Here is a 20,925-nt window from a genome sequence, read left to right on the forward strand (position 1 = left end):
TGTAGAGCGCTGCCCCCTTCGCCATGCTCAAGTATATTCTTCACAGAATTGCACTTTTGATCCCGACGCTTGTCGGCATCACTATCTGTGCCTTCGCCTTCGTCAGGCTGCTGCCTGGCGATCCCATCCTTGCCATGGCCGGCGAACACGGCGTGGCGCCGGCGCGTTACGAGGAGCTCAAGGAACAGTTCGGCTATAATCTGCCGATCTGGCAGCAATACGCGCGCTATGTCGGCGAGGTCGTGACCGGCGATTTCGGAGTCTCCATCTCGTCCAAGCGCCCGGTGATGGAAGAGTTCAAGATCCTCTTTCCGGCAACGATGGAACTGTCGTTCTTCGCCATGATTTTCGCCATGGCGCTCGGCATTCCGGCCGGCATCTTCGCGGCCGTCAAGCGCGGCTCCTGGTTCGATCAGTCGCTGATGGGCACGGCGCTCGTCGGCTATTCGATGCCGATCTTCTGGTGGGGCCTGCTGCTGATCATCTTCTTCTCCGGTTACCTCGGCTGGACGCCGGTCTCGGGCCGCATCGGCCTGCAGTTCTTCTTCAAGCCGATCACCGGCTTCATGACCATCGACACCCTGCTCTATGGCAAATGGGATGCCTTCCGCTCGGCGCTCAGCCACCTGGTCCTGCCGGCGATCGTACTCGGGACCATTCCGCTGGCGGTGATTGCCCGCCAGACGCGTTCAGCCATGTTGGAAGTTCTGGGTGAGGATTATGTCCGCACGGCGCGCGCCAAGGGCCTGTCGCCGTCGCGGGTGATCGGCCTGCATGCGTTGCGCAATGCGCTCATCCCCGTGGTCACCACCATCGGCCTGCAGGTCGGCACGCTGCTTGCCGGCGCCATCCTCACCGAAACCATCTTCGCCTGGCCGGGCATCGGCAAGTGGATGGTCGATTCCATCTTCAAGCGCGACTATGTCGTCGTGCAGTCAGGTCTGCTTTTGATCGCCCTCATCGTCATGGCCGTGAACCTCATCGTCGACGTGCTCTATGCCGTCATCAACCCGCGCATACGGGCGTCGTAATGAGCCAGTCGACCGAAATCGCCCCCATGGCCGCCGGCAACCCTGACCGGCTGACCGGTTTCAGGACCTTCTGGCACTACTTCTCGGTCAACCGTGGCGCCGTGATCGGCCTGTTCGTCTTCATCCTGCTGGTGCTGGCGGCGCTGTTTGCGCCGCTGCTCGCGCCCTATGCGCCCGACATTCAGGACAAGACCGCGTTTCTGAGGCCGCCGGCCTGGCAGGCCGGCGGCAGCACCCAATTTCTGCTTGGAACCGATCCGGTCGGTCGCGACATCCTTTCGCGCCTGCTCTATGGCGCGCGCTTTTCGCTGCTCATCGGCGCGGTCGTGGTTACGCTGGCTCTCACCGGCGGCATTACGCTCGGTCTCTTGGCCGGCTATTTCCGCGGCTGGGTCGACGTGGCGATCATGCGCGTGATGGACCTTATCCTGGCGTTCCCGTCGCTGCTCCTGGCCCTCGTTCTGGTCACCATCCTTGGCCCCGGCCTGTTCAACGCGATGCTGGCCATCGCGCTTGTCCTGCAGCCGCATTTCGCGCGGCTGGTGCGCGCTGCCGTTATGGCGGAGAAGAGCCGCGAATATGTCGTGGCGGCGAAGGTCGCCGGCGCCGGCCATATCAGGCTGATGCTTCGCACCATCCTGCCGAATTGCCTGGGACCGCTGATCGTCCAGGGCACGCTGTCGTTTTCCAACGCCATCCTCGAGGCGGCCGCTCTCGGCTTCCTCGGCCTCGGCGCTCAGCCGCCGACGCCCGAATGGGGAACGATGCTCGCTTCGGCGCGCGAATTCATCCTGCGCGCCTGGTGGGTGGTGACCTTCCCCGGTCTTGCCATCCTCATCACTGTGCTTGCCATCAATCTGATCGGCGACGGTCTGCGTGACGCGCTCGATCCGAAACTGAGGAGGTCGTGATGGCGCTGCTCGATATCCAGAACCTCGTCGTCGAGTTCCAGACCGCATCCGGTTCTTTCCGCGCCGTTGACGGCGTGTCGCTCCATGTCGACGAGCGCGAAGTGCTGGCGATCGTCGGCGAATCCGGTTCCGGCAAATCGGTGTCGATGCTGGCGGTCATGGGCCTTTTGCCATGGACGGCCACGGTGACCGCCGACCGCATGAGCTTCAATGGCCGCGATCTTCTGAAGTTGAGCCCTGCCGAGCGGCGCAAGATCGTTGGCAAGGACATGTCGATGATCTTCCAGGAGCCGATGGCCAGCCTCAATCCCTGCTTCACCGTCGGCTTCCAGATCGAAGAGGTGCTGCGTTTCCATATGGGTATGGACGCTGCGCAGCGCCGGGAGCGCGCCATCGAACTCCTGACGCAAGTCGGTATTGCCGAGCCGGCGGAACGGCTGAACTCGTTCCCTCACCAGATGTCGGGCGGCCAGTGCCAGCGCGTCATGATCGCCATCGCCATCGCCTGCAATCCGAAGCTGTTGATCGCCGACGAGCCGACCACCGCCCTCGACGTCACCATCCAGAAGCAGATCCTCGATCTCCTGGTCTCGTTGCAGGCCAAATACGGCATGGGCCTGATTATGATCACCCACAATATGGGCGTCGTTGCCGAGACCGCCGACCGCGTCATCGTTCAGTACAAGGGCCGCAAGATGGAAGAGGCCGACGTGCTGTCGCTGTTTGAATCGCCGAAGAGCAATTACACGCGCGCTCTGTTGTCGGCGCTGCCGGAGAATGCCGTCGGCGACCGGCTGCCGACCGTGTCCGACATGCTGTTCGAGCCGGCGCCTTCGGGAGCCGCCGCATGAGCATCAAGGTCGTCGAAGGCAAGAATATCGTCCGCGACTATCATGTCGGGGGCGGGCTGTTTCGCGCACAGCGCACGGTGCATGCGGTCAAGGGCGTCTCGTTCAGCGTCGACAAGGGCAAGACGCTCGCAATCGTCGGTGAAAGCGGCTGCGGCAAGTCGACGCTTGCCCGCATCATCACGCTGATCGATCCTGCGACTTCGGGTGAGCTGTTCATCGACGGCAACAAGGTCGACATTGCCAAGGACGGGCTGAGCAAGGAGATGCGCCGCAAGGTGCAGATCGTGTTCCAGAACCCTTACGGGTCGCTCAACCCGCGCCAGAAGATCGGCGACGTGCTGGGCGAACCGCTGCTCATCAACACCGGTAAGCCGGCCGAGGAACGGCGCGACCTCGCCATGAAGATGCTGAAGAAGGTCGGTCTCGGACCCGAGCACTACAATCGCTATCCGCATATGTTTTCCGGCGGCCAGCGCCAGCGTATCGCCATTGCCCGAGCGCTGATGCTCAACCCCAGCCTCTTGGTGCTGGACGAGCCGGTCTCGGCTCTCGATCTGTCTGTGCAGGCGCAGGTGCTCAACCTGCTCGCCGACCTGCAGGACGAGTTCCAGCTGACCTACGTCTTCATCAGCCACGACCTGTCGGTGGTGCGCTACATCGCCGACGACGTGATGGTGATGTATTTCGGTGAAGCGGTCGAATACGGCTCGCGCGAGGAAGTTTTCTCCAACCCTCAACACAGCTACACCAGGACGCTGTTCGAGGCGACGCCGCGCTCCGACGTCGCCTCGATCAAGGCGCGGCTGGCGAAGAAGAAGGCCGCCTAGAGTCAAAACCCAACTACTCTGAACGACCGAGTCTTACTCAAAGACGACTTACGTCTGCCAAGACCTGGACGGCCGCGTTGCGCCTCATGGCAGTCGTCACTACGGCGCCGTCCATTCACCAAAAGCATCGCCAATGCACAGGCGACAGGTAGCTTTGCGCCAATACCGGACCTTACGCTGGCAGACCCGCCCGTCGCAGCCCATCCACCAGGTATTCCAGTGCGTTGGCATTTGCGATCGGCCAATATTCGCGGGCGAACGCGAGATCGATGTCAGGACGAAGCGCGTGGAGAGCCTCTATGCTGCGGCGTGCGTCTTCCAGTCGCCCGAGATGCGCCTGCGTGGCGGCCAATATTGCCCAGCGAGACCATTGGATGTTTGGTTCGCGCAGCGATCGCTCGGCCGACTCGACTGCCTCCTCCAGCCGTCCCAGGAAGAGAAATGCTTCAGCGCGTCGCACCAGGAACTGCCCGAAATATGGGTCCTGCGGGCTTAGACGCATCGCCAGCTCGATGTGCGGCAGCGCTTCCTTCGGGCGTCCGCCAGTGGCGAGCGCCATGCAGAGCGCGTAGTGAGCCTGGGCAAAGCTGGGCTCGAGCTCGATGGCCTTGCTGAGCTCGAAAACGGCCTCGTCGTGCCGCCGCACGAGGGTGAGTGCTCGCCCCAGCGCATAGCGGTTGAATGCGTCCTGTCCATCGATCTGGACAGCCGTCTGGGCGAACCGCAGGGCTGCGGCGTTGGCGGCATCCTCGCTGTCAACGTAGCCGCCGACATGCTGGAAGAAGAAGGCCTCCTCGGCGGCTGCATAGGCGCGTGCCAGGCCGGGATCGATTGCGATTGCTCGGTGAAACAGAAGCTGCGCCTCGGCAAGGTCCTCACGGGTCCGCCGATATGTATGCCACAGGCCGCGCTGATAGAGTTCCCATGCGCGCAGATCGTCGGGGCGCTTTGCCCGTGCCCGCTCGCGCTCTGCTTTGCCGAGCTCGGGCTCGATCGCGCCGACCAGAGTTGCCGTGATTTCATCTTGCACGCTGAAGATGTCTTCCAGGTCCCGGTCGTAGCGTTGCGCCCAGACATGATTGCCCGAGGCGCCCTCGATCAACTGCGCAGTGACACGAACGCGATTGCCTGCCTTGCGCACGCTACCTTCGAGCACATAGGCCACCCCGAGCTCGCGGGCCACGGCGCGGATGTCCGGCGACTTCCCCTTGTAGGCGAAGCTCGAGTTGCGGGCGATCACGAAGAACCACCGAATTCGCGCCAGAGCGGTGATCAGGTCCTCAGTGACGCCATCGGCAAAGTACTCCTGCTCGGGATCGCCACTCATGTTCGTGAATGGCAGAACGGCGATCGAAGGCTTTTCCGGAAGCGCTATCGGGGCAGCCGGACTGGCGGCGGTAGGTTGGCCTGGCGCGGCCAGGGGCGTGATAGTGCCCGCCTTCTCCGGGACGCCGACCTCAAGCGAATAGATCCCTATCGGCTCGGCGATGTTCTTGAGTTGTGTTTGGCCGAGATCGCTGACCAATAGGTCGAGCCTCGACCTGACCTGCCGATAGGCATCCTCCGAAAGGCAGATGGCGCCGGGGGCAGCAACGCCCTCCAGGCGCGATGCGATGTTGACGCCGTCGCCCATTAGGTCGCCGTCGCTTTCTTCAACGACGTCGCCGATGTGGATTCCGATGCGGAACTCAATGCGACGATCAGAAGGCACGCCGGCATTGCGTTCGAGCATGGCGGTCTGCACCTCGATGGCGCAGCGCACCGCGTCGACCACGCTGCGGAACTCGACGAGGGCTCCGTCACCGGTGCGCTTGACGATGCGACCATGATGCACGGCGATCGTGGGATCGATCAGGTCGCTTCGCAGTGCCCGTAGCCGCGCCAAGATGCGATCCTCGTCGGCGCCGGCGAGGCGGCTGTAGCCGACCACGTCGGCCGCCAGGATTGCAGCAAGCTTTCGGGACTCGCTCATGGCGTCCTTCCCCTGTCCAGCCTAGCACCATAGCCGGATCAGAGCCGTCCCGTCTCAACATAGAGCCGTCAAGCCAAGGAAGATAACCCGAGCCTTGGTCGAACGTCCGCATCGGGTCGAAAACCCGGCGATCACGAATGACTGCTTCGCGCCGCATATCGGACGCAGCGACGACTTTTGTCGATTCCCGAAAGCAGTCATCGTCGACGACCGAGTTGAAGTGCCCCAGGACGAGATATTGGGAGCTTCGATGCGTAGGTCGATGCGCAGGTAATCCTCATCCGGCCGGAAGCTATCTTGTAGCGGAACAGGCATTGTCGGCGCGGCTCAACTGTTTTGGCCGCTGTGCTCTTTAGGCAGATCATAGGGGGCAGAACGCAAGGCACTGTCAATCGGGCGATTGGCGTGTAACAGTATCTGCTAATATGCTTCAGGCGGTAAGCAAGGCTCCCCTCAAACGGCGGGATGTCTGTTGGGGAAGAGGCCGAATGCCAAGCTTAGTCGAAATGGAGCTCGTGAGCCGTCTAGGAGACGCCAACCGCAAAATAGTCGAGCTGGAAATCGCAAAGGCTGCTGCAGCGACTGAACTTGATGAACTTTCCGCCGAAAACCAGCGCCTCCTCAGAATGGTTGAGGAGCGCACGAAGGAACTCGCAATCCTCGGCAGCGTCGGCGAAGCAATGTCGAAGACGTTGACGGTAAAGACGGTGACTCGTATTGTCGGTGATAAGGTGCGAGAAATATTTGGCACAGACGTCACTGAAATCCTATTGCACGATGAAGCATCTGGTTTGATCAGTGTCCCGTATTCGTTCTATCGAGACTATGTGGAGGTAGAGCCGTTCCCCTTGGGTGCAGGATTGACTTCTCAAATTATCCTCTCGGGTAAACCAAAGATTATCAACACGTTCGAGCAAGCGGTTGAACTAGGTGTCATTGCCCTCACCGAAGATGAGCGGTCCGAGTCCTACATCGGCGTGCCGATCATCGCCGGAGACAAAACTCTGGGCGTTGTGAGCGTGCAGAGCTACAAAAAAAACGCGTTCAACGAAGATCATGTCCGTTTGTTGCAGGGTCTCTCATCGAGCATGGGCGTGGCCATTGCCAATGCTCGTCTTTTCGATGAGACGCAGCGCCTGCTGAAAGTTTCGGAGGGGCGCGCAAAGGAACTCGCGATCCTCAACAGCGTCGGCGAAGCGATGGCCAAGACGCTGAACGTAAAGACCGTCACTCGCATCGTAGGCGATAAGGTCCGCGAGATATTCGGAACGGACGTTACTGAAATCCTGTTGCGCAATGATAGGTCTGACCTGATCACCGTACCCTATGCATTTTACAAGGACTATCAGGATCCCGAGCCATTTGCGATGGGCGAAGGGCTTACCTCAAAGGTCATATCGTCAGGCAAACCATTGGTATTAGCTACGGCTGAGCAACACGTTGCTCTGGGCGCGCTCATACCTACCGAGGAGGACAGGACCGAATCCTACCTGGGCGTGCCGATCATCGCCGGTGACAGAATTCTGGGTGTAGTCAGCGTGCAGAGCTACGAGAAGAATGTCTTCAATGAAGATCATGTGCGTCTGTTGCAGGGGCTGTCATCCAGCATGGGCATCGCCATCGCCAACGCCCACCTGTTCGATGAGACCCAGCGCCTGTTGAAAATGATGGAGGCCCGCAACGCTGAACTGGCCTTCGTGAATGGCGTTCAGGAGGTGCTCGTCTCCAATGTGCAAATGCAGGCGATATATGACCAGATCGGCGACAAGATCCATGAGATCTTCGATGCCCAGGTGGTGGATATCGGACTTTTCAACGCGGACGACAACCTCCTGCATTTCCCCTACACGATCGAGCGGAACGTTCGCTTCCCCGATGAGCCGATCCCGCTCGTTGGCTTTCGCAAGCATGTCTTAGAGACGGGGCAGCCATTGCTGCTCAATGAGGGGATCATCACCGCGACCGAGCAATACGGCAACCCGAGCGTGCCGCAGGGAAAGGCGCCGAAGTCGATCCTGTTCGTACCGATGATCATCGAAGGACAGGCCAAGGGCGTCATCTCGCTGCAAAACCTTGATCATGAGCACGCCTTCAATGAATCGGACGTGAACCTGCTCACGACGATCGGCAATGCGACGTCAATTGCAATTGAAAAGGCGAGGCTCTTCACCGAGACGCGGCGCTTGCTGAAAGTAACAGAGGACCGCGCAGCAGAACTAGCCATTCTCAATAACGTCGGCGAGGCCATGACGCAGTCGCTGGATCTGGACACGGTCATTCGCCTCGTGGGCGACAAGGTGCGGGAGGCCTTCGGCACCGAGGTCAGTGAAATCCTGCTGCACGACAGCGAATCCGGCCTGATCCATGTCCCTTATGCGTACTTCAGGCAATATAGAGTAATTGATCCATTTCCATTCGGCATCGGTGTAGCGTCCAAAATTATAGAAACAGGGCGGCCGTTGGTCTTTCAGACCCTTGCGAAAGGAAAAGAGATTGGCGCGTACTTTCCAAACGAAGGAGACAGGACTGCATCTTACATAGGTGTACCCATCAAGTCTGGCGAAAAAACGCTGGGGGTTATCAGTGTACAGAGCTACCTGGAGAATGCGTTTGACGAAAATGACGTACGCCTTCTGCAGACGGTCGCCTCCAACATGGGTGTCGCCATTGCCAATGCCCGCCTATTTAACGAAACACAGCGCCTGCTACGAGTGACCGAGGCCCGCGCCGCCGAGCTTGGTGCTATCAGCACGGTCAGCCAGGCGCTGATTGCGGAATCCGAACTCGAAAGCACGATCCAGCTGATCGGCAACCAGATGCAGGAAATCTTCGATGCAGATATCGTCTATGTCGCTCTGCTCGACCCGGAAACCAAGCTAATCCATTTCCCCTATCAGTTTGGCGAGGCCTTCAATACGCTAACTCTCGGTGAAGGGCTGACAAGCAAGATCATAGAAACTGGCCAGCCGCTGCTTATCAATCAGGATGTTGCAGAACGCGGCGCTCAGATCGGGGCCACCCCCGTCGGCAAGGATGCCTTGTCGTATCTCGGAGTTCCGATCAAGACGGCGCAAGGCACGCTGGGAGTGATCAGTGTGCAGAGCACTACGCGGGAGGGCATATTTACTGACGACTCGCTCCGCTTGCTCTCTACCATTGCCGCCAATGCCGGTGCTGCCCTGCATAACGCGCAGCTATTTACTGAGCTCAAACAGCTATCCCTGGCGCTGCAGCAAGCAAAGGAGGCGGCTGAGGCGGCAAATGAGGCGAAGAGTTCTTTTCTGGCAACCATGAGCCACGAAATCCGCACACCAATGAACGGCGTGATCGGAATGAGCAACTTGCTGCTAGGTACAAACCTTGATCCCGAACAACGCGAGATCAGCGAGACGATCAGCCACAGCGGGGAGGCGCTGCTAACGATCATCAATGATATACTTGATTTTTCCAAAGTTGAGGCTGGCAAGCTGGAGCTCGATCCAAGGCCCTTCGAGCTGCGGGAATGCCTTGAGAGCGCGATTGACCTCGTAGCGTCCAAGACCGCGGAGAAGGGGCTCGACCTTGCCTACCTGGTGGAGCCCGGTACTCCTGACGGGATTGTCGCAGACAGCACGAGGCTGCGACAGATCTTGCTCAATATCCTCAACAATGCCGTGAAATTCACCGAACGGGGTGAAATCGTACTATCGGTGATGAAAGTTCCGCACGCAGCTGAGGGCGCGGGCGCAGCCCACAGCGGAAGCGGGGAGGGCTTGTCCACCCTGCAGTTTTCAGTACGCGATACCGGCATCGGTATTCCCGAGGACCGATTGGATCGCTTGTTCAAGTCATTCAGCCAGGTCGATGCCTCGACGACGCGGCGCTACGGCGGGACGGGGCTAGGGTTGGCGATTAGCAAACGCCTGGCAGAACTGATGGGTGGGCAAGTATGGGTGGAAAGTGTTGAAGGGGCGGGTACGACATTCTTCTTCACGATCCGCGCCGCCGCTGCGCCCGCTCCCAGGCAGGCGCAAATGTCCGTGCCCAAAGTTGAACTCGCGGGCAAACGGTTGCTGATCGTGGACGACAACGCAACCAACCGGCGCATCCTGTCTCTGCAGGCCCAATCCTGGGCCATGGTGCCACATACAACCGAATCGCCGCTTAACGCATTCGACAGGATTGCTAGCGGCCAGCATTATGACGCCGTCGTGCTCGACATGAAAATGCCAGAGATGGACGGTATTGAACTGGCCAAACGGTTACGTGGGCTTGGTCAAAGCGTTGACCTGCCATTGATATTGTTGAGTTCCCTCGTACCCCTTGATGAGAGAAACAAGGCGGACATCGAAAGCATCAAATTCGCGGCCATGCTTCCCAAGCCGATCAAGCCCTCGTCACTCCTCAATGCTTTCATGTCAGTCTTTGCGGAGGCTCCTGCGCGACCCGCCCGGGCCGATCAGCCGAAGGGACCGGCCCTTGATAGTTCGATGGCGGAAAAGTTTCCGCTTCGCATACTGCTTGTCGATGACAACAACACCAATAGAAAGCTCGGCTTCAAAGTGCTGGAGCGCCTTGGTTACCAACCGGACCTGGCAATCGATGGCCGGTCGGCAGTATCCACATACACGCAAGGCAGCCACGACGTCATTTTGATGGATATCGAAATGCCGGACATGGACGGTCTTGAGGCGACAAGATTGATCCGAGCGTCTGGTATCCAGGATGCGCGTCAGCCGTTTATCGTGGCCCTCACCGCCAACGCCATGGCCGGCGATAGAGAAAGGTATCTGGACGCCGGCATGGACGACTATCTCAGCAAGCCGCTACGCGTCGAGGACCTCATCGCCTCGTTGAACAAGGCGGTCGTGTCTGGTGGGCGCAGACCCGCTGGCGCAGCGAAGGATTTCGCGGTGCCCGGCATACCAAGCGGTGAAGAGACGTATTAGGCGCCTGGCGCAATAACCCCAGGCGCCGTGGCGGCATTCTTTTCGATTATGAGCTATCACTAAATTAGAATTGCTGCGACATTTAGCCTTGTTGAGCACAAGGGGACATTGATAATCTCGGGAAGCGGTTCGATTTTCGATATCACTTCAATAACAAACGGGAAAAATTCGCGGTCACGGGCTGAGGAGCCAGGAGATACCGGCGCATTTGGGGGTCGTTTTGGCTATCGAAAGAGGGGCGCTTGCAAAGCTTCGCGAGCTTGTAGGTGGCGAGGAAGCAGATCTGGTAGAACTGGTGGAGTCCTTCCTCGAAGAAGGGCCTTCCATCATGCAAGACCTACAGGCTTCTGTTGCGGCCTCGGATCTGGCTGCCACCCGCAGGGCCGCGCATTCTCTCAAATCCAACGCCAGGGACATGGGGGCTATCGACCTCGCCGAAATCTGCGCTCGACTGGAGCGGCGCTGCGAAAGTGGGGAGCCGCCGGATTTGCTGCAGATCGACAGCGCGCAGGACGCCTTCGACTTGGCTGTCACTGAGCTTCGACAGATCTTCAGTTTGGGAGGACGTCGTGAGTAACCCTGGCAAGATCCTCATAGTAGACGACTCCCGGACCATAAGGATCAAGCTCAAGAAGTCGGTCGAAGCACTCGGACATCAAGCCGAGGCGGTTGAGAGTGGCCGTGAGGCTCTCGACCGGCTTGCGGGCGAAAGCTTCGATCTCATTCTTCTCGACATCATCATGCCCGTGATGGACGGCTTCGAGGTGCTCAAGAGCCTCAAGGCGTCGTCCAAGACGCGGGATGTGCCGGTCATCGTGATCTCTGCGCTCGATGATGAGATGAGCAGCGTCGTCAAGGCGATTGAGCTTGGTGCCGAGGACTTTCTGCCCAAGAACTTTGAACTCGCTCTCCTCAAGGCACGCGTTGCCACCTGCATTGAGAAGAAAAGACTCCGCGACGTTGAGACGGAATATCTGCGGCAGGTGGCCAAGCTGACCAGGGCGGCCGCCACCCTGGAGACAGGGCGGTTCAACCCTTCGAAGCTCGGCATCCGCGATGTGGCAGGCCGTACAGATGGTCTCGGCAAACTCGCTACGGTGTTCGCGACAATGGCCCAGAAGGTCTACGAGCGCGAACGAAAGATGCGGCAGAACATCCGCACCTTTCGTGGCGCTTTACTGCTGCTTGCATGTGGCGGGTTATGGGGCGTAGTTGTGCCACTTTCCAAGATGGCTTCGCTCGTCGAGGCTCATCCGGTCGGATTGGCAATCCTTATTGACATCATTGGAGCTGTGTTCTGCATCGGGATAAGCGTGAGGCGTAAGACAATGCCGAACCTCAAGGGTCTCACGCGGGCGGAGTGGAAGTTCATCCTTGGTTTTGCGTTTATCAGCTCCGTGATCAACCAGGTCCTGGTGTATTGGGTGGCAAGCAAGCTTCCAGCTTCTATCGTCTCCATTGTCATAGTACTTGAGGGATTTGCAGTCTTTTTGTTCGCCGCCCTGATGCGGACCGAAGCGCCGAATTTGAAGCGTTTTTTAGGGCTTGGTTTGGGTCTGGTCGGCATCTGCATCATACTTCTCTACGGAGAGCCCGGGGCAATGGCCACCAGTTGGCTGTGGCTTGTCATTGCCCTTGTAATCCCCGTCACTTACGCGACCGAGGATATCTACCTCTCGGAGTCTAAACCCGCCAATATCGATAACGTCGCGCTTTTCGGCATCACGCTCGTTGTCTCGGTTTTGATGCTGATTCCACTTGCCGTCTTTTATCAGGACTTCATACCGTTCGATCTCTTGACCGGTCGGCTTGGCGTCATCGTCGTGCTGATGGCTGCCGCCGGCAATTTGGCGATGCTGCTCTTCATCCTGTTGATCTCCAGCACCGGTGCTGTCTTTGCCAGCCAGAACGCCTATGCGGGGACAGCAGCCGGCATAGGCTGGAGTATGCTGTTGCTTGGAGAGGCGATACCAGCTGTGACATGGGCCTCTCTGGCACTGGTCGTCGTCGGTCTCCTGATGGTCGAGCCCAAGCAGGAGGCTGAGGAGGAACCCCCGCTACTTGACGACTCGCTGGAGGATTTTGTCCCGCGGCTCGATCTGCTGCCGGCACCGACAGAATGAAAGATCGGACTACGATCGATGCGCCAGGAATCAAGCCGATAGGTGGCTCACAGCAAGTGGCGACCGAGGCGACGTCCGGTGGCAATAAGCAGGTTGGATGCGAAGTCTATTTTCAGGCAAGTCATCCCGAATTCGGACCGTCCGCTTACGGCCCCGTTCCCGCCGTTCCGAAACGCATATCCGAATGGGCGCTTCTGGCGCGTTCCTAGACTAGACGCCGATCACGACAGCTTGGCGATGATGGTGCGCAGCGCCTCGCCGAACTTATGGATTTCCCCGACCTTATTGTAGTGGACCAGCGAGGCGCGGATGGCGCCGCTGTCCATCGACAGGTTGAGGCGCTTCATCAGCCGCGGCGCGTACATGTGGCCGTCGCGGATGCCAATCTGCATGTCGGCCATCTCCTCGACGATCCGCTGCGGCGACAGTCTGCCGATGTTGAAGCAGAAGGTCGGCACGCGTTCGGCGATGCGGGCTTCGTCGGCGACGCCGTAGATCGTCGCGCCGCATTCCTTGAGCACGCCAAGCATCTCGCGCGCCAGCACCAGTTCATAGTCGCGGATGGCGCCCATGCCCGCGACGATGTTTTCGCGCCGCGAGCGGTTGTTGGATGGCGCGAGATTGCGGCCGATCAGTTCGAGATACTGCACGGCCGCATCCATGCCCGAGACGTTCTCGTAGATGAAGGTGCCGGCCTCGACCTTGTAGGGTGGCTCGTCGGGGATGAAATCCTCGCGGAAGGTCGGCAGCCGCTTCAGCGTTTCGAAGCGGCCCCACAGGAAGCCCATATGCGGCGAGAAGTTCTTGTAGCCGGAACAAACGAGATAATCGCAATCCCAGGCCTGCACGTCGATCAGCCCATGCGGCCCATAGTGCACGCAGTCGAGGAACACTTCGGCGCCGGCGGCGTGGGCGATCTTGGCAACGGAAGCGACGTCGACGATCGAGCCGATCGAATGCGCCGTGACCGTGCAGGCGACCAGCCGGGTGCGGTCGGAAACCAGCGGGCGCAGATCGTCGACATGCAAATTGCCGTCCTCGCGCATGCGCCACCATTTGAACTTGGCGCCGGCGGACTCCAGCGCCAGCCATGTGGCGATGTTGGCGTCGTGGTCCATGTCGGTGATGACGATCTCGTCGCGCTCTTGAAGCATCTGGCCGATGCCGAGGCTGACCAGGCGGATGAACGAGGTGGCGTTCATGCCGAAGCAGATTTCGGCCGGGCTGGCGGCGTTGATCAGAAGTGCGACACTCTCGCGGGCGTCGGCGACCGACTGGTCGACGGTGACGCTGCGGCCATAGCGGCCACCGCGCTGCACATTGTGCGAAACCAGATGGTTGGTCACCGCGTCAAGCACGCTCTGCGGGATCTGCGCGCCGGCGGCATTGTCCATGAAGATGAAATCGCCGGCCCGCTGCAAGGCTGGAAACATGGCGCGGATGGTATCGACGGGGAACGCGGCGGCGCTCGCATTGTCGGTCTGATGCTTGTTCAAGGTCGGCTCCTGCGAATTTCTTGGCCGGTGGATTGATTTGCGAGGTCAGCGCGTCTTTTCGGTCTTGAAGCGTTCTTCAAGCAAGCTGACGAGGCGGACCATCGGCCAGAGGAAGATGAGATAGACGAGTGCTGCGCCGATCAGCGGCGAGGGGTTGGCGTAGAGCGACTGCGCATTGGTCGCTTCCTTCAACAATTCCGGCAGCGCCACGGTGGAGGCGAGCGAAGTGTCCTTGAACATCGAGACGCAGTTGCTGGTCATCGGCGGGATGACCACGCGGACCGCCTGCGGCAGCACCACCTTGCGCAAGGTCAAAAGGAACGGCAGGCCGAGCGCCTGCGACGCCTCGAACTGGCCGCGCGGAATGCTTTCGATGCCGGAGCGGAACACCTCGGCCGAGTAGGCCGACATGATGATGGCGAAGGCCGTCACGGCGGACGCCCAGGACGACAAGCGGATGCCGAGGAAGGGCAGCGCATAGTAGATCAGGATCAGCACGACCAGCACCGGCAGGGCGCGGAAAATGTCGGTGTAGCCGACCGCAAGCCACCGCAACGGCTTCGGCGCATAAAGCCGCACCAGGCTGATCACCAGGCCGACGGGGATGCCGATGCCGATGCTGAGCAACCCGAGCAGCAGTGTGTTCAGGAACCCGCGCAGCAGCGCCGGCAGGCTGGACATGATGACATCGGGATTGAAGAAAGTGTCGATCAGCGACATGGGAGCGTTCCCGAAGCGTTTTGCGTCCCGTGACGCCAGAGCAAGACCCGAACATCGAAATTGGCTGCGCCGTACCAACTGCGGTTCCGGGAAGGGCAAGAATAGAAACAGGACGTGCCGGCCTTTCCAGCCGGCACGCCTCTGGTCTGTCAGTCGCCGCTCAGGCCTTCGGCAGCGGCATTTCCTTGACGGTCGAGGAATCGGCGGGCGCGTCGCTGCCGAACCACTTCTTGTGGATCGCGGCCAGCGTGCCGTCCTTCTTCATCGCGGTCAGCGCGTCGTTCAGCTTGCCTAGCAGCGGGTGGTCCTTGGTCATCATCAGCCCGTACTGCTCGCCGGTCTTGATGCGCTCCTTGACTGTCAGGTCCTTCATTTTGGTGAAGGAGTACTGCATGCCAGGGATGTCGCTGACGGCCGCATCGACACGTCCGGCGCTGAGATCGAGCAGCAGGTTCTGCTGCGTGTCATAGCCCTTCACGTCGGCGAAGCCGTCGGCTTCCTGATGCCCCTTGACCCAGGTTTCGCCCGTCGAGCCGGACAGCACGCCAACGATCTTGCCCTTGAGGTCGGCTTCGGCCTTGATCGGGCTGTCGGTCTTGGTGGCGATGCCCATGTCGGAATCATAATAGGGCTGCGTGAACGACTGCGACTTCAGCCGCTCCGGCGTGATGGTGATCGACGAGATGGCGGCATCGATGCGCTTCGAGGTGGTGGCTGCGAACAATGCCTGGAAGCCGAGGTCGGCGATATCCGTGGTCATGCCGATGCGCTTGGCTGCTTCGTTGACGATGTCGACTTCAAAGCCCTCGAACGTCCCGCTCTCGTTCTTGTACTCGAAGGGCGGGTTGGTCGGGTAGGCGCCGACATTGAGCACGTCGGCGGCATAGGCGGTGGCGGGGCCGGCGGCGATGCCGATGGCGGCGGCGAGAAGCATGATATTGCGACGGTTCAGATTCATGGTGTTCCCTCTGGGGTGTTCCCTCTGGTTGTTGATCGGGCGGGGTTGGCCCCGCACGGTTTCTTGCCGTCCCACCGTCGGCAGGGCGTCAATTCATGGCCGCGACCATGCGGTCGAGCGCGGTCGCTATCTCTTTGCGTTCACGGCACACGCACATCCGCAGGAAGGCCGTTGCCGAACTTCCGAACAGATGACCGGGTGCCAGCCCGACGCGCGCCGTCTCGAGAATCGTGGTGCAGGCAAGCCGTGCATCGCTCTCGCCTTCCATGGCAAAGAAGGCATACATGCCGCCGCGCGGTTTCGTTGGCAGAATGACGCCTGGAATTTGCGCCAGCCGGTCATAGGCGAGGTCAAGGCCAGTCCTGATCCGCTGCCTGATCTCCTCGACCAGCGGCTCGCCCTGGCGGATCGCTGCAACCGCACCGGCCTGGATCGGCGCGGCGGTGCCGCTGTTGACATATTGCGTCATCGCGCCGAGCTGGTCGGCCACCCCGGACGGATGCGTCAGCCAGCCGATGCGCCAGCCGGTCATCGCCCAGGCCTTCGAGAAGCTGTTGACCGACAGCACCCGGTCGCCATCCTCGGCGATCTGCAGGATGGAGGGCGCAACATCGCCATCGAAATAGAGCCGGCCGTAGACCTCGTCGGAGATGATCCAGATGCCGGTGCGCCGGCTGAAATCGAGCAGCGCGCGCATTTCCTCGGCTGAGGCGGTCCAGCCGGTCGGGTTGGACGGCGTCGACAGGAAGATCGCGCGCGTGCGGGCATCGCAGGAGGCAAACAGCCGGTCGAGGTCGAGATGCCAGTCCCCCCTATAGTCGAGCGAAAACGGCCGTGGCTCGCCGCCGATCAAGTGGATGGCATTGTGGATGTTGGGCCATTGCGGCGCGACATAGACGACGTTGGTGCCGGTATCGACCAGAAGTTCCAGCGCAAGGTACAGCGCCTGCATGCCGCCCGGCGTGACGGTGGTGCGGGCGATCGGGATCGACCGGCCATGGATGCGCGTCTGGTACTCCGACAGCGCCTCATTCAGGGGGCCATGGCCGCGCATGTTGGGAACGTAGAAGGTCAGGCCTTCATCGAAGGCAGCCTTGGCCGCATCGCGGATGAAGGCGGGCGTCACCATGTCGCCTTCGCCGTACCAGAGCGCGATGACGTCGCCGAGTTCGCGCGCCCGAACGGCGAGGTTGGCGATGTTCTCGGTGTGCAGGTCACGGATTTGGGCGCGAATGCCATCAAAGGCATAGCGCGCGCTGGACGACGACTGGGGCAGCATGAACGACAAGGACTGAAACCCCTCCCACCCGGAACACCACAATGGACTGCCCGGCAAGCCCGTCCGGCACCGCAGTCGCCATCGATCTTGGAATGCTTATCCAAAGCGCGGCGCTTTTCAAGGCGAAAGTTTTAAGCTTAAAAAGCTTGGCCGGCCTGTTGCCCGACCAATACGCCCTTTTGCGCTAGCTGCGCCCGTCTCGCGTCAGCTCGGCACGCGCGGCGGCGGTGCCGGCGGCAGCGCCCGCACCGAGAAACATAGTGTCGCTGGCCAGCACGAAGAAGCTGGCGCCGATGGCGGCCCATTGGGCCACGTCCTGCGGCTTTGCGCAGAAGATGCCTGATGTCCTGCCATGCGCAACCGTGACACCGATGATCCTGCGGATCGCCTCGGTGAGCGTGTCGGCGCCTTTCGGTCCGATCGCATCGATCGACACCGAAAGATCGCCGGGGCCGACGAAGATCACGTCGACGCCATCGACGGCGGCGATGGCTTCGATGTTGGCCAGCCCTTCTGACGTCTCGACCTGGACCGCGACGACGACCCTGCCATTGGCGCCGGCGAGATATTCGGGAATGCGGTAGCCGTAGCCGGCCGCCCGGCCGGGCCCGACGCCACGCTCGCCCAGCGGCGGATAGCGCGAGGCTTTGACGGCCATCGTCGCCTGGGCGGCGGTCGAGACGCGTGGGATCAGCACGCCTTGCGCGCCGCTGTCCAGCGCCGCCTGGATGGCTTCCGGCGCATGGCCGGGAACGCGCACCATCGCCGGCACGCGATGCACGTCGGCCGCTCGCACCATGGTCTCGATCATGTCGCGCGAGATCTGGGCATGCTCCCAGTCGACGCAGAGAAAATCGAGGCCGGACTGCGCCATCACTTCGACTGCCACGGGATGGGGAATGGCGGCAAAGGAACCAACGAGGTTCGTCTTGCCGATACACTTCTGGCGGAACTCGCTCATGCCCGTCACCTTCCTCGTTCTGCCAGAATCCATATCCGCAAACGACTGTCAGGCGAAGCTATTTCAGGCTTGAAATATTTTCGCGCGGGCCTAGCGTGGGCTCTCCCGCCACGAGTTCCAGACATGATCAAAGCGCATCCCCTGCACGGCCCGAACAAACTGAAGCTCGGCGTCTTTTCGACCAACGCCGATGGCGGCCTTGCCATCACCGACGTTCCGGAACGCTGGGCGGCAAGCTGGCAGGACAATCTGACGGCGGCCCAGATCGCCGACCGTGCCGGGCTGGAGTTCATGCTGCCGATCGCCCGCTGGCGCGGCTTCGGCGGCCGCAACAAGGTGCGCGAATGGTCGTTCGAGACCTTCACCTGGGCGGCGGCACTCGCCATGGCCACCGAACGGATCGGCCTGTTCATGACCGTGCATGTGCCGCTCGTGCATCCACTCTACGCCGCCAAGGCGCTGGCGACCGTCGACCATATCAGCCAGGGCCGCGCCGGCCTCAACATCGTCTGCGGCTGGAACCCGAAGGAATTCGGCATGTTCGGCACGCCGCTGGTCGAAAAGGGCTACGACCAGGCGGCCGAATGGATCGAGATCCTCGAACGGCTTTATGCCTCGAGCGAGCCTCTCGATTATGAAGGCACCTATTATCGCCTAAAGGAAGCGGTGAGCCGTCCGGCTAGCCTGCAAGTTCCGCGTCCGGTGACGATGAACGCCGCATTCGGCGGACCGGGCCGGGATTTCGCCGCCGCCAGATGCGACTATCTGTTCACGACCTTTTCCGAGATGAGCGATGCCGGCAGGCACGTCGCCGACATCAGCGAGCGCGCCGACAAAGTTGGCCGTGATGTCGGCGTCTACACTGTGGCGCATGTCGTTTGCCGCCCGACGATGGAAGAGGCGCAGGCCTACTACGCGCGCTATGCCGTCGATATGGCCGACCACGATGCGGTCGATGCCCACATGGCCGGCAAGAAGGAATTCTCGCAATCGCACGACCCACATGCCTATGACCGCTACCGGCAGCGTTTCGCCGGCGGTGCCGGCACCTATCCCCTGATTGGAACGCCGGAAACGATCGCCGCCAACATGGTCGCCATTGCTGAGCAGGGTTACCAGGGGATCGCGCTGTCCTTCGTCAACTACACGCAGGAACTGCCCTATTTCTGCGACCACGTGCTGCCGATATTGAGGCAGGCTGGCCTTCGCGGATAAGCAAAAGTCATTCCGGAATGACGGCAGTCGCCTGGATCTCGACCTTGGCGCGGTCCTCGACCAGCGCCATCACCTGCATGGCGGCCATCGCCGGAAAATGCCGGCCGATCACCTCGCGATAGGCCTCGCCGATGCCCCTGAGGTTGGCGCGGTATTCGGCCTTGTCGGTGAAATACCAGGTCATCGAGGTGATGTGCTGCGGCCCGGCCCCGGCTACCGCCAGCACCGCCACGATGTTCTCAAGCGTCTGCCGCACCTGGCCGACGAAATCGTCGGTCTCGAACTGGCACTGGCCGTTCCATCCGACCTGTCCGCCGACGAAGACGAGCTTGCCGCGCGCCGCGACGCCATTGGCGTAACCGACCGGTTTTGCCCAGCCTTCCGGCTGCAGAATCTCGTGCATTCAAAACCTCCCGGTAGTCCAAAAAACAAGTCTCAAAATCGAATGCCCGTCAATTTCCTGCTATCAGGCCGCGCCCATCACCTGCCGCGCAATCACCACCTTCTGCACGTCCGAGGCACCCTCGTAGATGCGTAGCGCGCGGATCTCGCGATACAGGCTTTCGACGATATGGCCTTTGCGAACGCCGTCGCCGCCATGCAGCTGTACGGCCTTGTCGATGACCTCTTGCGCCTTGTCGGTGGCGAACAGCTTGGCCATCGCCGCCTCGCGCGTCACCCGCGCGGCACCCATGTCCTTGGTCCAGGCGGCGCGGTAGACCAGCAGCGCCGCCGCATCGACGTCGAGCGCCATGTCGGCGACATGGCCCTGCACCATCTGCAACTCGGCCATCGGCGCGCCGAACAGTTTGCGCTCGGCCACCCTTTTGATGCTTTCATCCAGCGCGCGGCGGGCAAAGCCGAGCGCTGCCGCACCCACTGTCGAACGGAACACGTCGAGCACTGACATGGCGATGCGGAAGCCGTCGCCCGGTCTGCCGATCAGCGCCGAGGCGGGCAGGCGGACCTGGTCAAACGACAGTCGGGCCAGCGGATGCGGCGCGATCACTTCGAGGCGCTCGGCGATGCCAAGGCCGTTGGCGTCACCCGGCACCAGAAAGGCGGAAAGCCCCTTGGCGCCCGGCGCTTCGCCGGTGCGGGCAAAGACGACATAGAGATCGGCGATGCCGCCATTGGAGATCCAGGTCTTTTCGCCGGACAGAACATAACTGTCGCCATCGCGGGTCGCCGTCATTTCCGTGTTGGCGACGTCTGAGCCGGAGCGCGGTTCCGACAGGGCGAAGGCGGAAATCGCCTTGCCGGCACGTGTCTTCGAAAGCCATTGCTGCTGCTCGGGCGTGCCGAACAGGCTGAGCGCGCCGGTGCCCAGCCCTTGCATGGCGAAGGCGAAATCGGCCAGCCCGTCATGGCGGGCGAGCGTCTCGCGCGTGATGCACAGCGTGCGTACGTCGAGTGGCCCGGGATTGTCCGTGTCCACAGCCGTCGGCTTCAGCCAGCCGTCCCTGCCGAGCTTGCCCACCAGCTCGCGGCAGGCGGCGTCGACGTCATGATGATCGACAGGCAGGGTTTTCTCGCACCAGGCGTCGAGGCGCTCGGCCAGCTGGCGATGGCGGTCTTCGAAGAAGGGCCAGTTGAGGAAGGAGCGGTCAGGCATAGATGCGCCCTCGGGTTTCGTTGCGATCCGTCGCACCC

The 20,925-nt window shown here is 61.1% G+C and carries 17 protein-coding genes; 9 read left to right on the forward strand and 8 right to left on the reverse strand.

The window, feature by feature from the left end:
* The first annotated feature begins 23 nt into the window (after window positions 1-23).
* Genes AC07FD_RS19635 through AC07FD_RS19650 form a run of 4 tightly spaced genes read left to right on the forward strand, consistent with a single transcriptional unit; the run spans window position 24 to window position 3,620 of the window.
* A complete protein-coding gene (locus AC07FD_RS19635) occupies window positions 24-1,031 on the forward strand; it encodes an ABC transporter permease subunit (protein WP_457152480.1) in 1,008 nt (335 codons plus the stop codon).
* 26 nt (window positions 1,032-1,057) lie between these two features.
* Complete coding sequence (locus AC07FD_RS19640; RefSeq protein WP_457152483.1) at window positions 1,058-1,942, forward strand: ABC transporter permease subunit; 885 nt, start codon at window positions 1,058-1,060, stop codon at window positions 1,940-1,942.
* Complete coding sequence (locus tag AC07FD_RS19645; RefSeq protein ID WP_477422549.1) at window positions 1,942-2,793, forward strand: ABC transporter ATP-binding protein; 852 nt, start codon at window positions 1,942-1,944, stop codon at window positions 2,791-2,793. Before AC07FD_RS19640 ends, AC07FD_RS19645 begins: the two co-directional genes overlap by 1 nt.
* Complete coding sequence (locus tag AC07FD_RS19650; protein ID WP_478351195.1) at window positions 2,790-3,620, forward strand: dipeptide ABC transporter ATP-binding protein; 831 nt, start codon at window positions 2,790-2,792, stop codon at window positions 3,618-3,620. The genes AC07FD_RS19645 and AC07FD_RS19650 overlap by 4 nt, the downstream gene beginning before the upstream one ends.
* Before the next feature lie 172 nt (window positions 3,621-3,792).
* Here the strand turns inward: AC07FD_RS19650 and AC07FD_RS19655 are convergent, their stop codons facing one another.
* Complete coding sequence (locus tag AC07FD_RS19655; RefSeq protein WP_478351196.1) at window positions 3,793-5,592, reverse strand: adenylate/guanylate cyclase domain-containing protein; 1,800 nt, start codon at window positions 5,590-5,592, stop codon at window positions 3,793-3,795.
* 488 nt (window positions 5,593-6,080) lie between these two features.
* Here AC07FD_RS19655 and AC07FD_RS19660 point away from each other — a divergent pair, with 488 nt between their 5' ends.
* From AC07FD_RS19660 to AC07FD_RS19670, 3 genes are all read left to right on the forward strand, one after another.
* On the forward strand, window positions 6,081-10,520 hold the full coding sequence (locus tag AC07FD_RS19660; RefSeq protein WP_478351197.1) for a GAF domain-containing protein: 4,440 nt from the start codon (window positions 6,081-6,083) through the stop codon (window positions 10,518-10,520).
* Window positions 10,521-10,740: 220 nt separating this feature from the next.
* Window positions 10,741-11,097, forward strand: coding sequence for an Hpt domain-containing protein (locus AC07FD_RS19665; RefSeq protein WP_478351198.1), 357 nt, complete (start codon window positions 10,741-10,743; stop codon window positions 11,095-11,097).
* Window positions 11,090-12,643 (forward strand): response regulator, encoded by a 1,554-nt coding sequence (locus AC07FD_RS19670; protein ID WP_478351199.1) that lies wholly within the window; start codon window positions 11,090-11,092, stop codon window positions 12,641-12,643. Before AC07FD_RS19665 ends, AC07FD_RS19670 begins: the two co-directional genes overlap by 8 nt.
* 221 nt (window positions 12,644-12,864) lie before the next feature.
* Here AC07FD_RS19670 and AC07FD_RS19675 read toward each other — a convergent pair whose 3' ends face one another.
* The 4 genes from AC07FD_RS19675 to AC07FD_RS19690 all read right to left on the reverse strand — a co-directional run bounded on the left by AC07FD_RS19675 (window position 12,865) and on the right by AC07FD_RS19690 (window position 17,096).
* Window positions 12,865-14,139: a cysteine desulfurase-like protein gene (locus tag AC07FD_RS19675; RefSeq protein ID WP_478351200.1), complete on the reverse strand. Its 1,275-nt coding sequence runs from the start codon at window positions 14,137-14,139 to the stop codon at window positions 12,865-12,867.
* Between the two features lie 45 nt (window positions 14,140-14,184).
* Window positions 14,185-14,859 (reverse strand): amino acid ABC transporter permease, encoded by a 675-nt coding sequence (locus tag AC07FD_RS19680; RefSeq protein ID WP_478351201.1) that lies wholly within the window; start codon window positions 14,857-14,859, stop codon window positions 14,185-14,187.
* A gap of 160 nt (window positions 14,860-15,019) precedes the next feature.
* Window positions 15,020-15,817: an ABC transporter substrate-binding protein gene (locus AC07FD_RS19685; protein WP_478351202.1), complete on the reverse strand. Its 798-nt coding sequence runs from the start codon at window positions 15,815-15,817 to the stop codon at window positions 15,020-15,022.
* Window positions 15,818-15,905: 88 nt separating this feature from the next.
* Entirely contained in the window at window positions 15,906-17,096 is a 1,191-nt protein-coding gene (locus AC07FD_RS19690; RefSeq protein WP_478351265.1) for a pyridoxal phosphate-dependent aminotransferase, read from the reverse strand.
* Between the two features lie 41 nt (window positions 17,097-17,137).
* Between AC07FD_RS19690 and AC07FD_RS19695 the strand changes: the two genes are divergently transcribed.
* On the forward strand, window positions 17,138-17,284 hold the full coding sequence (locus tag AC07FD_RS19695; protein ID WP_478351203.1) for a hypothetical protein: 147 nt from the start codon (window positions 17,138-17,140) through the stop codon (window positions 17,282-17,284).
* On the opposite strand, the gene AC07FD_RS19700 is transcribed toward AC07FD_RS19695, so the two are convergent.
* On the reverse strand, window positions 17,281-18,057 hold the full coding sequence (locus tag AC07FD_RS19700) for an HpcH/HpaI aldolase family protein (protein WP_478351204.1): 777 nt from the start codon (window positions 18,055-18,057) through the stop codon (window positions 17,281-17,283). The genes AC07FD_RS19695 and AC07FD_RS19700 overlap by 4 nt on opposite strands.
* Window positions 18,058-18,180: 123 nt before the next feature.
* Here AC07FD_RS19700 and AC07FD_RS19705 point away from each other — a divergent pair, with 123 nt between their 5' ends.
* A complete protein-coding gene (locus AC07FD_RS19705; protein ID WP_478351205.1) occupies window positions 18,181-19,272 on the forward strand; it encodes an LLM class flavin-dependent oxidoreductase in 1,092 nt (363 codons plus the stop codon).
* A 7-nt stretch (window positions 19,273-19,279) separates the two neighbouring features.
* Here the strand turns inward: AC07FD_RS19705 and AC07FD_RS19710 are convergent, their stop codons facing one another.
* Both AC07FD_RS19710 and AC07FD_RS19715 read right to left on the reverse strand, forming a co-directional pair.
* Window positions 19,280-19,675, reverse strand: coding sequence for a RidA family protein (locus tag AC07FD_RS19710; RefSeq protein ID WP_478351206.1), 396 nt, complete (start codon window positions 19,673-19,675; stop codon window positions 19,280-19,282).
* Between the two features lie 63 nt (window positions 19,676-19,738).
* Window positions 19,739-20,887, reverse strand: coding sequence for an acyl-CoA dehydrogenase family protein (locus AC07FD_RS19715; RefSeq protein ID WP_478351207.1), 1,149 nt, complete (start codon window positions 20,885-20,887; stop codon window positions 19,739-19,741).
* Window positions 20,888-20,925 lie beyond the last annotated feature (38 nt).

The sequence above is a fragment of the Mesorhizobium waitakense genome (genome assembly GCF_056431085.1).

Bases quoted from the DNA above. Each gene is read 5' to 3' on its own strand.
- AC07FD_RS19680 (WP_478351201.1), bottom strand. From the start codon at position 14,859: ATGTCGCTGATCGACACTTTCTTCAATCCCGATGTCATCATGTCCAGC.
- AC07FD_RS19705 (WP_478351205.1), top strand. From the start codon at position 18,181: ATGATCAAAGCGCATCCCCTGCACGGCCCGAACAAACTGAAGCTCGGC.
- AC07FD_RS19695 (WP_478351203.1), top strand. From the start codon at position 17,138: ATGGACTGCCCGGCAAGCCCGTCCGGCACCGCAGTCGCCATCGATCTT.
- AC07FD_RS19660 (WP_478351197.1), top strand. From the start codon at position 6,081: ATGCCAAGCTTAGTCGAAATGGAGCTCGTGAGCCGTCTAGGAGACGCC.
- AC07FD_RS19645 (WP_477422549.1), top strand. From the start codon at position 1,942: ATGGCGCTGCTCGATATCCAGAACCTCGTCGTCGAGTTCCAGACCGCA.
- AC07FD_RS19715 (WP_478351207.1), bottom strand. From the start codon at position 20,887: ATGCCTGACCGCTCCTTCCTCAACTGGCCCTTCTTCGAAGACCGCCAT.
- AC07FD_RS19700 (WP_478351204.1), bottom strand. From the start codon at position 18,057: ATGAGCGAGTTCCGCCAGAAGTGTATCGGCAAGACGAACCTCGTTGGT.
- AC07FD_RS19635 (WP_457152480.1), top strand. From the start codon at position 24: ATGCTCAAGTATATTCTTCACAGAATTGCACTTTTGATCCCGACGCTT.
- AC07FD_RS19650 (WP_478351195.1), top strand. From the start codon at position 2,790: ATGAGCATCAAGGTCGTCGAAGGCAAGAATATCGTCCGCGACTATCAT.
- AC07FD_RS19710 (WP_478351206.1), bottom strand. From the start codon at position 19,675: ATGCACGAGATTCTGCAGCCGGAAGGCTGGGCAAAACCGGTCGGTTAC.
- AC07FD_RS19640 (WP_457152483.1), top strand. From the start codon at position 1,058: ATGGCCGCCGGCAACCCTGACCGGCTGACCGGTTTCAGGACCTTCTGG.
- AC07FD_RS19655 (WP_478351196.1), bottom strand. From the start codon at position 5,592: ATGAGCGAGTCCCGAAAGCTTGCTGCAATCCTGGCGGCCGACGTGGTC.
- AC07FD_RS19690 (WP_478351265.1), bottom strand. From the start codon at position 17,096: ATGCTGCCCCAGTCGTCGTCCAGCGCGCGCTATGCCTTTGATGGCATT.
- AC07FD_RS19685 (WP_478351202.1), bottom strand. From the start codon at position 15,817: ATGAATCTGAACCGTCGCAATATCATGCTTCTCGCCGCCGCCATCGGC.